The 14,354-nt window shown below is 55.0% G+C and carries 11 protein-coding genes; 9 read left to right on the forward strand and 2 right to left on the reverse strand.

Annotation, left to right across the window (positions count from 1 at the left end; genetic code table 11):
• Positions 1-51 precede the first annotated feature (51 nt).
• The 5 genes from G006_RS0120100 to G006_RS0120120 all read left to right on the forward strand — a co-directional run bounded on the left by G006_RS0120100 (position 52) and on the right by G006_RS0120120 (position 6,030).
• Complete coding sequence (locus G006_RS0120100) at positions 52-909, forward strand: hypothetical protein (RefSeq protein ID WP_020485018.1); 858 nt, start codon at positions 52-54, stop codon at positions 907-909.
• A 24-nt stretch (positions 910-933) separates the two neighbouring features.
• Positions 934-2,514, forward strand: coding sequence for a DHA2 family efflux MFS transporter permease subunit (locus tag G006_RS0120105; protein WP_020485019.1), 1,581 nt, complete (start codon positions 934-936; stop codon positions 2,512-2,514).
• Positions 2,514-3,959, forward strand: coding sequence for an efflux transporter outer membrane subunit (locus G006_RS0120110; protein ID WP_020485020.1), 1,446 nt, complete (start codon positions 2,514-2,516; stop codon positions 3,957-3,959). The genes G006_RS0120105 and G006_RS0120110 overlap by 1 nt, the downstream gene beginning before the upstream one ends.
• An 8-nt stretch (positions 3,960-3,967) precedes the next feature.
• Complete coding sequence (locus G006_RS0120115) at positions 3,968-5,128, forward strand: efflux RND transporter periplasmic adaptor subunit (RefSeq protein WP_152428983.1); 1,161 nt, start codon at positions 3,968-3,970, stop codon at positions 5,126-5,128.
• Positions 5,129-5,295: 167 nt separating this feature from the next.
• On the forward strand, positions 5,296-6,030 hold the full coding sequence (locus G006_RS0120120; RefSeq protein WP_020485022.1) for a DUF5765 domain-containing protein: 735 nt from the start codon (positions 5,296-5,298) through the stop codon (positions 6,028-6,030).
• Positions 6,031-6,066: 36 nt separating this feature from the next.
• Here the strand turns inward: G006_RS0120120 and G006_RS0120125 are convergent, their stop codons facing one another.
• Both G006_RS0120125 and G006_RS28475 read right to left on the reverse strand, forming a co-directional pair.
• Positions 6,067-6,948: a PfkB family carbohydrate kinase gene (locus G006_RS0120125; RefSeq protein ID WP_020485023.1), complete on the reverse strand. Its 882-nt coding sequence runs from the start codon at positions 6,946-6,948 to the stop codon at positions 6,067-6,069.
• On the reverse strand, positions 6,948-7,148 hold the full coding sequence (locus G006_RS28475; protein ID WP_152428984.1) for a hypothetical protein: 201 nt from the start codon (positions 7,146-7,148) through the stop codon (positions 6,948-6,950). Before G006_RS28475 ends, G006_RS0120125 begins: the two co-directional genes overlap by 1 nt.
• Before the next feature lie 15 nt (positions 7,149-7,163).
• On the opposite strand from G006_RS28475, the gene G006_RS0120130 reads away from it, so the two are divergent.
• The 4 genes from G006_RS0120130 to G006_RS0120145 all read left to right on the forward strand — a co-directional run bounded on the left by G006_RS0120130 (position 7,164) and on the right by G006_RS0120145 (position 14,197).
• Entirely contained in the window at positions 7,164-8,597 is a 1,434-nt protein-coding gene (locus G006_RS0120130) for a circularly permuted type 2 ATP-grasp protein (protein WP_020485024.1), read from the forward strand.
• The gene (locus G006_RS0120135; RefSeq protein ID WP_020485025.1) at positions 8,591-9,535 is read left to right on the forward strand and encodes an alpha-E domain-containing protein; all 945 of its coding nucleotides are present in this window, start codon (positions 8,591-8,593) and stop codon (positions 9,533-9,535) included. The genes G006_RS0120130 and G006_RS0120135 overlap by 7 nt, the downstream gene beginning before the upstream one ends.
• Before the next feature lie 100 nt (positions 9,536-9,635).
• Positions 9,636-10,889, forward strand: coding sequence for a hypothetical protein (locus G006_RS0120140; protein WP_020485026.1), 1,254 nt, complete (start codon positions 9,636-9,638; stop codon positions 10,887-10,889).
• Positions 10,886-14,197 (forward strand): transglutaminase family protein, encoded by a 3,312-nt coding sequence (locus G006_RS0120145; RefSeq protein ID WP_020485027.1) that lies wholly within the window; start codon positions 10,886-10,888, stop codon positions 14,195-14,197. Before G006_RS0120140 ends, G006_RS0120145 begins: the two co-directional genes overlap by 4 nt.
• Positions 14,198-14,354 lie beyond the last annotated feature (157 nt).

Below are 14,354 nucleotides of genomic sequence, written 5' to 3' on the forward strand. Positions count from 1 at the left end.
CCAGCTTAGTAATGTATCGATTCGATGGCATTCACTGGCGCGGAGGAACTCATGAAAACGTCAAAATGTTCGTTTACCTGGCTATTTGCCGACCACAAAAAAGTCCTGATGGGATTGGCTTTGCCATGGCTGTTGGTGGCATGTACGGCGCCGAGTATTAAGCCGGCCGCGTCACAAATCGACCGATTGCACAGTTTTTTGATTGTGCCGGTGCAAGCGCCGCCACTGGAAGTGATACCCGATTTGATCGAGCGGCGCGATCCGGCTTATCGACATTTCGAAAACATGGCCTTGGGTTTTGCACTGCCCACGGAGCTTTATCAAATCCCTGGCGGCATCCAAATTGCGGGCATGGTCAGCGACACTCATACGGCGGATGTGGATTCGATGACCAAGGCAGCGCCAACAGCCGCGGGCGGTTCGGCGAGTGCCGATTTGCTTTGGACACCGGCCAAGGCCGCTGCGCAGAAATTGCGCGGTTTACTGTCTGCGGAAAATCGCAAAGGGGAATTGAGCCGCGAGTATTACCCGTTGCCAACGGTGGGCGACGCCAGTTTGCAACATTGGCATCAGGCGATTCAGGCCTGGTACGGTCAGAACACCACGCCAGTCGATTATGTGGCGATGGGCCGCTACGATGCGGTGATAGAGGTGGGTATCGGCCTGTATCGAATCTTCGAGGGACAAACGTCTTTGCAGCTAATGATCAAGCTCATCGATCCGGTGTCGCGCAACGTTATCGCCCGCACGCTTTCGGAGAGTTTTAAGGTTGACGAACAGGCGCTCGCCTCCCTGGATAACGATGGCGCAGCGTTTAAGCAATTGATTGGCGATATGGCGGTCCCGCTGTTGCGGCAAAGTTTGGGCGACATCGGTCTGCGCATGCCGTCTCAAGCCGATGAATCTTAGCGTGCTGACTGGGCCAATAAGCGGATGAGTGTGGTCTATCAAAAACGCCTGCGCGGCTGGCGTTTTACGCTATTTAATCTGTGTCTGGGTTTCGGGCATGCGCTGGTGATCCTCAATGCCGGCGCTTATATCGCCATGCTGCCCAGAGTAGCCGGCGGCTTGGGCGTGCCGCCCAGTTTTGCGACCTGGACCCAGACGGACTACATGATAGCGCTGGCGCTGGCGTTTCCGGTGGGCGGCTGGTTGGCGCGGCGCTTCGGCGAATACCGGCCCTTCGTCGCGGCCTTCATGGCTTTTACCGTGGCTTCTTTCATCTGCGCCTATTGCACTGGTTTTTATAGCTATCTGGCCGGGCGCATTGTGCTGGGATTTGCCGGCGGTTTGACGCTGCCCTTGGGGCAGGCCTTGTTGCTCAAGGAATATCCCGATAAACGTAAATCGCTCGGCATCGGCGTCTGGAGCATATTCACGTTGACGCCGTTCACCTTCGGCCCGCCCCTGGGCGGCTGGATAGCGGATAATCTGGGTTGGCGCTGGCTGTTTTGGCTCAACATCCCAGCGGCATTGGCGATTGCCGGCATCGTCGGCGCGCTGCTATATCGGCGCGGTCACCGGCGGTCCTGGCAGCGCTTCGATAGCGTCGGATTTCTGTTGTTGGTGATGCTGGTGTTTGCCTTGCAGACGCTGTTGAATCAAGGCAACGATTGGGACTGGACCCATTCGGCCTATATCAATGGCTTAATCGCGTTGATAGGCGCCACGCTGATTTACTGGGTAGTGTGGGAATTGAACGTGCGCCGGCCATTTCTGGATATTCGCCTATTCGCCCAGCGCAATTTCGCCATCGGCGTATTCATTTTATTTACCGGTTTTCTGTGTTTTCAAGGCTTGCTGTCTTTGTTAATTGTACAGTTACAACTGGCTTTCGGTTACTCGTCCTGGGAAGCCGGTTTGGTATTTCTGCCGATGGCCATCTTGGCCAAACCGATGGCCAGCGTCTTTCACGAGATCGTCAAACGCTGCGATGCTCGGCTGTTAGCGAGCGCGAATTTGCTGGGGTTTGCCGCCACCTATTTCTGGTTGAGCCGCTTCGACGATCCGGACGCGTTTGCGCAATTGTTCTGGCCGAAATTACTGGAAGGCGCCTGCCTGGGCAGCTTTTTCGTTCCGATGACCGCTTTACTGCTTCACGGCCTGCCAGCCGAGCGGCAATGGCGGGCGCTGGAACTGGCCAATCTGTTGCGGATAGCCGCCGGGGCGATCGGCATAGCCGTGCAAGGCATCGTGCTGTACCGGCGGGTGCCGCAGCATCTGACGCGCTTTGCCGAAAATCATGGCGCGTTTGAACTGGCTGATCATCCCGCGCTGGCTGCACTGAATTCGTTGGGGTTCGCCGAGACGGCGGCTTTGGCCAAATATGCCAAGCTAGCCGGCCGCGATGCGGTACTGCATGGCATGAACGATGCCTTTTGGTTGGCAGGTTGCCTGTTTGTCGGCATGGCGGCGCTGGTCTGGTTTGCGCACCCGACTCGCACGCCGGTGAAAGTTAGTGTCGAGCAGGCGTTGCGCCGGGAAACTCAGGAATTGCTGGCGGAGGAAGCCTGATGTCTGCCCGCCGACTGATTGCGTTAACCTTGGCGGCGAGCTTTTCAGCAGGCTGCGCCCGGTTCGGCGATGAAGAAACTCCGCGCGCCAGCCTATTACCAATGCCCGAAATGACAAACACCGTCGCTGTCGCCCGCGGTAGTTTCCCAAGCAGCGATGTCTGGCCGGCGCAGGATTGGTGGACGCGCTTCGCCAGCCCGGAATTGCAGCGCTTGATAATGACCGCGCTCGCCGATAATCCGGATTTCAAAGCCACCGCAGCGCGGCTGCGGCAGTCGCAGGCGATGGTCAATGCCCAGGCGGCCGAACTGTACCCGACCATTGACGCCAATGTCAGCTTCTCGGCGCAACGCTTCTCCGCGAACAGCGTGCAAGCCAAACTGGCCGGTGAAAATTTTCGGCAAATGCTGATCAATCCCCTGATCTTGCGGTATCACCTGGACTTTTGGGGGCGCGACGCGGCGGCCTTGCAAGGCGCGGTCGGCCGCTCGCTGGCGGTTGCGGCGGAATTGGCCGATGCGCGGTTATTGTTGGCATCCGCCGTGGCCAAGGCTTATTTCGAGCTGCTGGCGGCCGGCGAAAAACAAGGTATCGCCGAGCGTATCGTCGCCGAGCGTCAGGCGTTGTTGCAATTTGAACAGACGCGTCTGGCGACCGGTTTGGCCGCCGACGCCCCGATATTGCAGGCTCGAATAGCTCTTGCTAACGCCGAGCAAAGTTTGGCTGCGGCACGCGCCGATGTGGAATTAAATAAAAATCTGTTGGCGGCGCTGGCCGGAAAGGGTGCGGATTGGGGGGCCGGCATCGTTATCGAACCAGGTCAGGTTGACCAGGCGTTAACCCTACCGGTGGTTTTGCCTTTGCATTTATTGACGCATCGTCCCGATATTAGCGCGGCACGTTTGCATGCCGAGGCGGCAGCCGAGGAAATCAAGGTGGCCGAGATGGCGTTTTACCCGGATGTCAATTTGGTGGCCTTCACCGGTTTACATAGCGTCAGCTTGAGCGATGTGTTGTTGCAAGGTTCCAGCTTGGCTTATGCGGTCGGGCCGTCAATAGAGTTTCCGATTTTCGAAGGCGGCCGCTTGCGTGCCAATTTGAATTATCAGCAGTCTGCTTATGACGCGGCGGTCGAGCGCTATAACCGCAGCTTGGTGCATGCGGTGCAGGAGGTGGCGGATGCGCTGAGCCGCTGGCGCGAGCTGGATGAGCGCCTGGTGGCCCAGCGGCAAAGCCTGGCCGACGCATTAGCCGCTGACAAGCTGGCCGACAGTTTACGCAGTCATGGCTTGTCTGACCGCGCCGCGCCGAGTCTGGCCAAATTGGAGGTCTACCAACAACAGTTTCGCTTGGCGGCTCTGGTGGGCGAACGCCACAAAGCCGAGATCAATATTATCAAGGCGCTGGGCGGCGGCTACAGCGACACTAAACCTGCAATGCCATGACTGCAAACATGCCAAAAAAAATTCGTCCTCGGGAAATTCTGCGCCAACGCCGGCGCCGCTTGCAAGGCGTCACCTTGATCTTATTGCTGGCCGGATTGGCTTATCTGGGGTATTGGTGGCTGGCGCATCGCGACTGGATCGCCACCGACGACGCCTTCGTGGCCGGGCATTTAATTACGCTGAAAACCCAGACCGACGGCACCGTGGTGGAAGTATTGGCCGAAAACACGCTGTGCGTGGCAAAAGGCCAGCTGCTGGTGCGGCTGGACGGTGTGCATGCCGGCATTGCCTTGCAGCAGACGCAAGCCGAACTGGCGGAGGCGGTGCGGAATATTGTCAGTTTGCGCGCCAAATCCGAGACATTGAAGCAGCGGGTGTTGGTCAAGCAAGCCGTATTGGAACAAGTCAATCACGATTTGGCGCGCTTCAACGCGGCGGCCAAGGACGGCGCGGTTTCCGATCAGCAACTGCAAACCGCGCAGGACAAGGTCCGCGAGCTGGACGCGGCGATTAAAGAAATTCGCGCCGAACAAAGCGGTGTCGATGCGCAATTGCTGGATTCCGGCATCGATAATCATCCCGCCGTGGAAAAAGCCAAGAGCCGCTTGCGCCAGGCTTATCTGGACTATCAGCGGCGCAATCTGGTCGCGCCGGTGTCGGGTTGCGTGGCCAAGCGCAAGGTACAAGTCGGCGATAATCTGAAGGCTGGCGCGCCCTTGCTAGCCATCGTGCCGCTGGACGATGTTTGGATAGAAGCCAACTTCCTGGAAAGCCAGATCGCTGGGGTTAGGCCGGGGCAGAAGGCGGAAATTCGCGTCGCCGCTTATGGTGACGACCGGCTTTATCACGGCCGGGTGCAGGGCATTAACCCTGGCACCGGCAGTATCTTTGCGCTGTTGCCGACCGATAATGCCACCGGTAATTTTATTCATATCGCCGAACGCATGCAGGTACGCATTGCGCTGGATGCCGCGGAACTCAAGGCCAATCCCTTGCAGCCCGGCCTGTCTACATTAACCCGTATCAACATAGAAAAAGCAGAGGGTTCGGGAGCCGCATCCGCGTTTGTGCTGAACGGCGAGGCTTATCGCACCGACGTTTATGATCGAGAGTTGGATGGCGCCGAACAGTTGATAGAACAGATTGAGTTAGCCAATCGGCCGCGCTAAGTGAGTAGTATTCAGGCTGATAGCGATTAATTTCCACAAAATTGCTGCAATAAAATGCCGCTACGTGTATCTTTGCCTTCCGGCAAAAATGGCCGAAACCTGTACATCAAACTGGCGACTGCGATAAGGTGCGCGCCGCTTCTAAAAATTTAAATGACGGATTAACCATGTGTTTTAGCGCCAATATGTCGCTGGGATTGGGCTTAGCAGGCCTGGTCGCAGCGAGTGTGACTTTTCTGGATAAAGACGAAACCTTTTGGGTCAGACTGGCCCGCGCCTATGCCATCTTCCATTTTTCCTTGATGGAGTTCATTCAATTTTTCGCCTATCCGGTGGCGGACCAGTGCGGTTATGGCACCAACCTTTTTTTGAGCGAGCTGTCGTCGGTGCATATTAGCCTGCAAGCGTTTGCGATCATGCCGGCTTTGGCGACCTATTCGTCGGACCCTAAAGCCTTGAAGAAAGCCTTTATTGTCGGCAGCTCTTTGAGTGGCTTGTTTTTGATTTTGACTCGCTTGCCGAACGACTGGCAGCTGTTTGACATAGACCCTAACTTTATCGGCCGGATGAATTCCTGCTTGTTCATGGGCATCTACCACATCGGTTATGCTGTCTCCAGTGCCTTTGGTTTGCTGGTGACCCATGGCTCGCTGTTTGCATTGGCGTTCAGCGCGTTTGTCTGGAAAAACAATTGGCGCATCGGCATCTATCATTGCTTTGGGGCATTGATGACCTTGTTCATGCCGCAATGGTTGTTCGGGGTCAGTACCGGCGAAGCGGCGGCGATGTACTGTTTTTATTCGATTCCGATCACCGCCAGCTTTATGCCGCCATTTAAAAAGTTTTTTTCTGCACAATCCGGCGATTGGTCGGACGGCGTGCCTGCCAGACAACAGTCTTGATGAGTGCAGCAGAGGGGCAAGACATGGCGTTTTTTGTTATTGCCACGCGTCAATAAATCTTTGATAAAACGCGGGGTCAGCGACGGTCGCGCCGCGCTGACCTACCAACGCGGACGCAAAATCCTGCGCCCGTTTTAGTATCACAGGCATAGGCCAATTTTCGGCAATGCCCACTAACAAAACCGCTGCAAACGCGTCACCGGCGCCAACCGTATCGACAATTTCGATGTTACGGTCGGGAGCGATGTCGAACAACTCACCCTCTGAATCTAACGCCATCGCGCCTTGGCTGCCGCGTGTAAGTACCACGCCGCTTAAATGATAAGTCTGCTGCAATAAATGCATCTTGTTGCTTATGCTCTGCTCGCCGGGCAGCAGCAATTCCAACTCTTCATCGTTCAGTTTCAACCAATCCGCGCCGGCTACCCATTCCAAGACCTGATTCGTTTGCCACCAGGGCGCGCGCAGATTGACATCCAGAAACACCGGACCACTCCAGGTTTGTTGCAAATCGAGGCAGGCTTGCCTGGAAACGCTGTTTCGCAAGGCTAGGCTGCCATGATAGAGCAAGCCCTGTTTGCGGAGATGATGGAAAGCCTCTGCATCAATGTAGTCGTAAGCTTGCTGGTCCAGAATCCGGTAGCTGGGCTGCCCATCTGTTATGCTGATCGCTACGCTGCCGGATGGATGATCGGCGTCGATCTGCATCGCGGATCGAGTCATGCCGGCACTTTGCATGGCCGAGAGGATCTCGCGACCGGCATCATCTTCTCCCACACGGCTGATAAACAGGGCAGGCCGGCCCAAAGCTTGCAGATGCCAGGCGACATTAAACGGTGCGCCACCGAGGATCCGGCTGCCGTCCGGAAAGTTGTCGAATAGTACTTCACCGAAGATGGTACAAAAAGCTGTTTGCATCAGTCTGACCTCGCCGCAATTGCTGGTTTAAGGCGGCCACAATAATCAACGCGTGCGGAAATAACAATGGCGTTTGAACTGCTGTGGTCGTTTTCAGGGCGCTTGCCGGAGAGTGTTGCACTGATGTGGTGCGTAATGCGGTTTGGGCGACGTAGCGGCGATTTAACTTTTTGATAAATAGACATTAATAAGATTGGCATGTGGATTGCTGAAGGATGGTCATGAATATAAATACTTTTTTCGATGAAATGCGCACCTCAACCGGTAGCGTCCGGCGCCTGTATCAACCATTCGCGGAGTGGCTGAGCGGTACCGATCATGCCCAGTTGATGCAAAAGTCCCGCGAAGCGGAAATGCTGTTCCGGCGGGTGGGAATTACATTCAACGTCTACGGCGACGAGGCCGGCGCCGAACGGCTGATTCCGTTTGATGTCGTGCCGCGCATTCTGGCTGCCACGGAATGGCGGGTATTGTCGGCCGGCGTGATTCAGCGGGTCACCGCGCTGAATGCGTTTTTGAACGATCTGTATCACGATCAGGAAATCATCAAAGCCGGTATCGTCCCCGCCAGTATTCTGGAAAACGAAATGTATCGGCCGGAAATGCAGGGCGTGGACGTGCCGGGCGGCATTTATGCGCATATCGCCGGCGTCGATATTGTGCGCACCGCCGAGAACGAGTTTTATGTGCTGGAAGACAATCTGCGCACACCGTCCGGGGTTTCCTACATGCTGGAAGACCGCAAGATGATGATGCGTCTGTTCCCGGAACTGTTCCGCCGTTATGCGGTAGCGCCGGTCGAGCATTATCCGCAGGTGTTGCTGAACAATTTACGGGCGGTGGCGCAGCCCGGCGTTTACGATCCGACCGTGGTGCTGCTAACCCCCGGTGCCTACAACAGTGCTTACTTCGAACACGCATTTCTGGCCCAGCAAATGGGTATAGAACTGGTGGAAGGCCAGGATTTATTTTGCAAGGACAATGCGGTGTTCATGCGCACCACGGAAGGCCCAAAGCGCATTGACGTGATTTATCGGCGCATCGACGACGATTTTCTCGATCCGCTGGCGTTTCGCGAAGATTCTATGCTCGGTGTGCCGGGCTTGGTTTCGGTGTATCGCAACGGCGGCGTCACGCTGGCTAACGCGATTGGCACGGGGGTGGCAGACGACAAAGCCACCTATACCTATGTACCCGACATGGTGCGTTTTTACCTGGGTGAGGAGCCTATCCTGTCCAACGTGCCCACGTATAAACTGGAAAATCCTGACGATTTGAAATATGTGTTAGAGCATCTGGAGGAACTAGTGGTCAAGGAAGTACAGGGTTCCGGCGGTTATGGCATGTTGGTGGGTCCAACCTCGTCCAAACAGCAGATCGAGGATTTTCGGGCGCGGATTTTGGCCGAGCCCGACAATTACATCGCTCAGCCTACATTGGCATTGTCGACTTGTCCGACTTTGGTTGAACAAGGGGTGGCACCGCGTCATGTGGACTTGCGACCGTTTGTGTTGTCCGGCAAAACCACCACGCTGGTGCCGGGTGGCTTATGCCGAGTGGCGATGCGGGAAGGTTCGCTGGTGGTCAATTCCTCGCAGGGCGGTGGCACGAAGGACACTTGGGTATTGACTGGAGACGCACCATGCTGAGCCGCACCGCCGATCATCTCTATTGGATGGCGCGTTATATCGAGCGCGCCGAGAACATGGCGCGGGTGCTGGACGTGACCTATCGGATGTCATTGGTAGCGAATAGCGCCTACGACGAAACCGCACGCTGGAAACCCCCGGTGCAGATTGCCGACGATATCGAGGCTTTCGAGAAAAACTACTCCGGTTATACTGCGGCCAATGTAATTCACTTCATGGCTTTGGATGAGCGTAACCCGTCCAGTATTGTCAGCGCCCTTAACTCGGCGCGAGAAAATGCGCGGGCGGTGCGGGTGGCGATGTCTTCGGAGATGTGGGAGACCGTCAACGCCTTGTGGCTGGAACTAAGGCAACGGATTCGCCAGGGTCTGAACGAAGCCGATATTTGCGAATTTTGCGACTGGGTGAAATCCCGCTCGCACCTGTTTCGCGGTGTTACCTTCGGGACCATGCTGCGCGATGACAGTTACAAATTTGTGCGTTTGGGAAGCTTTGTGGAGCGGGCCGACAATACCGCGAGACTTTTAGATGCCAAGTATCAATTGCTGTTGCCGGCTGTTGATGCTCAGGAAGCCCAGGTCGACTATTACGAATGGAGTTCCTTGCTGCGCTCGGTATCGGCATTCGAGGCCTATCAAAAAGTGTTTCGGGACACCATCGAGCCCTGGAAAGTGGCGGAGTTATTGGTGTTACGCGATGACATGCCGCGTTCCTTACATGCATGCTACGATGAGTTGGCGCCTATTCTGGAGCAACTGTGCCGGCAGCGGGGCATGGAATGTCTGCGGTTAGCCGGCGAAAATCATGCGCGGTTGCATTACGGGCGGATGGCCGACATTTTTAGTATCGGCTTGCATGAGTTTTTGCAGGATTTCATTTTGCGCAACAATGCGCTTGGCGGAGAAATTCAGCGGGCTTTTCTAAACGGGCCGGAATAAACAATTGATTGAACCGCATCGGAATTATGTGACTTGCCGACGGTTTAAAGGACATTTTGGCGATTCAGCCTAACGGACAAATAGAGTTAGAGGTAAACGGATGATAAATTCACTGATCCACCCCAAGCAGGGCGACAAGGCCAATTCGCCCTGGTTTGACGAGTTTCTGGTCAAATTGCTGGAAAACCGGGATCGTACCGGTCTGACCGAAATGATCCGCGAAATCGACGCGTTAATGTTGACGGTGGAGCCGGGCTGTTCGGCGGCCTATGTCAGCGAGTTGGCGTTGATGACGCCTTACCACTATCTGGTGACCTTGGAGTCCGAGAGCCATTGGACCCATGTGCTGCGGATTGATATGAATTCGCCGGACCTATTGGTACGGGAAGTGCGTGCACCCGGTCGAGCCGACATCTTTCGCAGTCTGAACGAGGTGTATCCAATCGGCGCCCATAAGCCGAATTCACGCTATATGGGTGAGATTTTTCGGGTCAGCAATTTGCATGAAGTGGTCGAGCAGCAAAAAGCCAGGGAAATCCGCTTCTTCAATCAGGATCAAATCCGCAAATTGGAATTGCCGGGCAATATGGCTATCGTCAAGCCGTCGCCGTATACGCACAATATCGTTGCATACTGGGAGCGGCCGCCGGAGGACATCAGGGTATATGCCTTGGGAAATAGCATCATTCTTGACGACGTGAATCGTGGCTATCTGCAAGCGAAGGAAATTCAGGAAGAATTAGGGCTGGATAAACTCATCCGGCCCATCGATCATTTAGCCACCCGGGTTTACAGTCAGAACCGGGAAGTGGCGATCTTGGAATATTTGACGCTCTCGAGCTATTACTATTGGGGGTCTTACGACATTGCCAATCAGAATTCGTCTACCAACGTTACCAAAAGCATTCATTATCCCGAGGAGCGGATCAGTCCGGCCAAAGTGTTTACCGCTGCCAATCATCCGTATTTTGTTAATCATCTGGTGGGCTTGCCGTCGCCGACCGAAAGTTTCGTGCGTAACTATGGTCCGCGCTTGCACCATGTGGCTTTGGAAGTGGCCGATGGCGAGATCAACGGTTTAGCCAATATCGATTATGTGGTGCAGGCTATCCGGGCTAGGGGCAAGGATTTTCTGCTGGATGTCATCGGTTCGCGCGAGGAAGGTCTAAAACAGATATTTTCCAGCGCTTCCGAGCATTCCTCGTTGATTGTGGAATATGTACAACGTTTCGGGAATTTCGACGGTTTTTTCACCAAGCAGAATGTGGCGGAATTGACGCATGCGGCCGGCGTAGAAGAAAACCTAAGGCTATTGCAGGCTGAAAGCGAAGCAGCCAATGCGGTGTCAGCATGAGTATCAGAGTCGCGATCAATCATAAAACCAGTTACCACTACGATCATCCGGTCCAATTAAGCCCACATGTGTTGCGGCTGCGGCCGGCCTCGCACTCGCGGACGGCGGTCAGTGCGTATTCGCTAACCATCAAACCGGACAAGCACTTCATTAACTGGCAGCAGGATCCGTTCGGTAATTATCTGGCGCGCTTGGTGTTTCCGGAAAAAACCACCGAGTTTTCGATAGAGGTGGATTTGATCGCCGACATGACGGTGATCAACCCATTCGATTTTTTTCTGGAAGAGTATGCCGAACATTATCCGTTTTCCTATCCGGAGCAATTGGCCAAGGAACTGGCGCCGTATCTGGAAATTCGTGAGCATGGCCCTTTACTGAAAGCCTTTCTGGCCGGGTTGAATTGGGACAAGCAAGGTATCGTCGATTTTCTGGTGGGCATCAATCAAGCTGTGAATCAGGTCGTCAATTATGCAATCCGCATGGAACCGGGCGTGCAAAGTTGCGAAGAAACCCTGGAAAAAAAGCTGGGTTCTTGTCGAGATTCCGGCTGGTTGTTGGTACAGGTGTTGCGGCACATGGGTTTGGCCGCGCGCTTTGTATCGGGGTATTTGGTACAGCTGGTAGCGGATGTGAAATCGCTGGACGGCCCATCCGGTACCGATCACGATTTTACCGATCTGCACGCCTGGGCAGAAGTATATATTCCGGGTGCGGGCTGGGTGGGCCTCGACCCGACGTCCGGCTTATTTGCCGGCGAAGGACACATTCCCTTGGCCTGCACCGCCGACTATGTCAGCGCGGCGCCGGTCAGCGGCGGGTTTATCGGCAAGGCCGAGACTACTTTCGGGTTTTCCAATCGCGTCAGCCGCATCCATGAAGATCCGCGCGTTACCAAACCTTATACCGACAGGCAATGGACAGACATCGAACGTCTGGGCGAAAAGGTGGACGCCGAGCTGAAAGCGGGCGATGTACGTCTAACCATGGGCGGCGAGCCGACTTTCGTATCCATCGATAACATGGATGCGCCGGAATGGAACACGGATGCCGACGGCGAGGAAAAACGCAAGTTGGCCGGAAAACTGGTCAGACGTTTGCGTGACAGCTTTGCGCCGGGAGGTTTGTTGTATTTCGGTCAGGGCAAATGGTATCCGGGCGAGCCGTTGCCGCGCTGGCAGTTGGCGTGTTTTTGGCGCAAGGACGGCAAACCGATTTGGAAGAACCCGGCCTTATTGGCGGATGAGACCCGAGATTATGGGTTCGACATCAAGCAGGCTGAAGCTTTTATCCGCGATTTGGTCAAACGACTGGGTGTGGCCGGCGAGTTCATACTGCCGGGTTTCGAAGACCCTCTTTACTATTTATTACAGGAGGGTTTGGTTCCGAAAAACCTCGATCCTTTGCAAGTCGATTTGAAAGACGACTTGGAGCGCCAGCGCTTGGCCAAATTGCTCAGCGCGGATCTCGGCGCGCCGGTCGGTTATGTTTTGCCTTTGCACTGGAGCTATCAGGCCAGCGCTTGGAACAGTAGCGCTTGGGAATTCCGGCGCGGGGAGATGTTCCTGGTGCCGGGCGATTCGGCGATGGGTTTGCGTTTACCTTTGAACAGTTTGCCTTGGGTGCCGTTCGAAAAGCGCGATCACCCCCATGAACGCAGTCTTTACGAACCGGTGGAACCTTTGGGCGATATTGATTCGGAAGTTAGCCGTCGTTACAGTCAAATGGCAAAGCAGGAATTGCATCCGACCGAAATGGACGCGGCCGACGATGAGATGCCGCACGACCCGGAATGGGTGCCGCATACCGCTTTGTCGGTGCAAACCCGTGAAGGCCGCTTATATGTATTTGTGCCGCCTACCACCGAGTTGGAGCATTATCTGGACATCATCGCATCGGTGGAGGCGACTGCTGCGGCACTTAAGATGCCGGTCGTTATAGAAGGTTATCAACCGCCGCACGATTTGCGTTTGACCCGTTTGCCGGTGACGCCCGATCCTGGCGTGATAGAGGTGAATATTCATCCGGCCGCCAGTTGGAAAGAGCTGGTGCATAACACCACCACTTTGTACGAGCTGGCCCGGCTGACACGGCTTGGCACCGAGAAATTCATGCTGGATGGCCGGCATACTGGGACGGGTGGCGGTAATCATGTGACATTGGGTGGCATTACGCCGGCCGATAGTCCGATTTTGCGGCGGCCGGATTTGTTGCGCAGCTTGGTCACCTATTGGCAACATCATCCAGCCTTGTCCTATTTATTTTCCGGCTTGTTTCTCGGTCCAACCAGCCAGGCGCCGCGCGTCGACGAAGCGCGCAATGACAGTCTGTACGAGCTGGAAATTGCTTTTCAACAAATGCCGGAGGGCGAAGTAGCCGCGCCTTGGCTGGTCGATAGGCTGTTCCGCAATTTACTGGTGGATATGACCGGCAATACGCATCGTAGCGAGTTTTGTATCGACAAGCTTTATGCGCCGGGTACCGATGCCGGACGGCTTGGCCTGCTGGAGTTGCGTGCGTTCGAAATGCCGCCGCATGCAAGGATGAGTCTGATGCAAATGTTGTTACTGAGAACCTTGGTGGCCTGGTTTTGGCGCGAGCCATACAAGAAGCCCTTGGTGCGCTGGGGGACGCAATTGCATGACCGGTTTATGTTGCCGCATTTCATTGCCAGCGATATTTACGATGTGGCGCGCGATCTACAAGCCGCGGGGTACGAATTCAAGAGAGAATGGTTCGCGCCGTTTTTGGAATTCCGGTTTCCTAGAATCGGTAGTCTGCGGGTTAACGATCTGCAATTGGATCTGTATCAGGCTATTGAGCCATGGCACGTGTTAGGCGAAGAAATTACCAGCAGCGGCACCGCCCGTTATGTCGACTCTTCGGTGGAACGCTTGCAGGTGTCGCTTAGTGGGGCGATGGGTGAACGCTATGCCTTAACCTGCAATGGTCGCAGGGTGCCGTTAAAGGCCACCGGCAAGCAAGGCGAGCTGGTGGCGGGTATCCGTTATCGGGCTTGGAGCCCGCCGTCGGCCTTGCATCCCTCTATCGGTGTGCAGGCCCCGCTGGTATTCGATTTGGTTGATACCTGGAACGGCCGGTCTATCGGCGGTTGTACGTATCACGTCTCTCATCCGGGCGGCCGCAATTACGATACGCTGCCGGTTAATGCTTACGAAGCTGAAGGACGCAGGGTTAGTCGTTTTTGGCAGCACGGTCATACGCCGACGGACTCCGTGTTGGAATTACCGAGTGAGGAGTTAAATAAAGACTATCCGTTTACACTGGATTTACGCTGGAATGCGAGCTAGACAGAACGAGGAAATTAAAAAATCTAATCAGCGAGTGTCGGTTTTTTTTACAATTTAGCTTGAAATTGACTCGATTTGCTATACCATCCTTACCTGAGGAACGAGACAAAGTGGCTATAGCTATTTGAACTTGTTATGAATATTTGTTTATAGGGTG

Origin of the sequence: Methylomonas sp. MK1 (assembly GCF_000365425.1) — a bacterium.
GTDB lineage: Bacteria > Pseudomonadota > Gammaproteobacteria > Methylococcales > Methylomonadaceae > Methylomonas.

Coding starts and splice junctions, on each gene's coding strand:
- G006_RS0120115 (WP_152428983.1), top strand. CDS start 3,968: ATGCCAAAAAAAATTCGTCCTCGGGAAATTCTGCGCCAACGCCGGCGC.
- G006_RS28475 (WP_152428984.1), bottom strand. CDS start 7,148: ATGCCAATCTTATTAATGTCTATTTATCAAAAAGTTAAATCGCCGCTA.
- G006_RS0120110 (WP_020485020.1), top strand. CDS start 2,514: ATGTCTGCCCGCCGACTGATTGCGTTAACCTTGGCGGCGAGCTTTTCA.
- G006_RS0120100 (WP_020485018.1), top strand. CDS start 52: ATGAAAACGTCAAAATGTTCGTTTACCTGGCTATTTGCCGACCACAAA.
- G006_RS0120145 (WP_020485027.1), top strand. CDS start 10,886: ATGAGTATCAGAGTCGCGATCAATCATAAAACCAGTTACCACTACGAT.
- G006_RS0120120 (WP_020485022.1), top strand. CDS start 5,296: ATGTGTTTTAGCGCCAATATGTCGCTGGGATTGGGCTTAGCAGGCCTG.
- G006_RS0120125 (WP_020485023.1), bottom strand. CDS start 6,948: ATGCAAACAGCTTTTTGTACCATCTTCGGTGAAGTACTATTCGACAAC.
- G006_RS0120140 (WP_020485026.1), top strand. CDS start 9,636: ATGATAAATTCACTGATCCACCCCAAGCAGGGCGACAAGGCCAATTCG.
- G006_RS0120135 (WP_020485025.1), top strand. CDS start 8,591: ATGCTGAGCCGCACCGCCGATCATCTCTATTGGATGGCGCGTTATATC.
- G006_RS0120105 (WP_020485019.1), top strand. CDS start 934: ATGAGTGTGGTCTATCAAAAACGCCTGCGCGGCTGGCGTTTTACGCTA.
- G006_RS0120130 (WP_020485024.1), top strand. CDS start 7,164: ATGGTCATGAATATAAATACTTTTTTCGATGAAATGCGCACCTCAACC.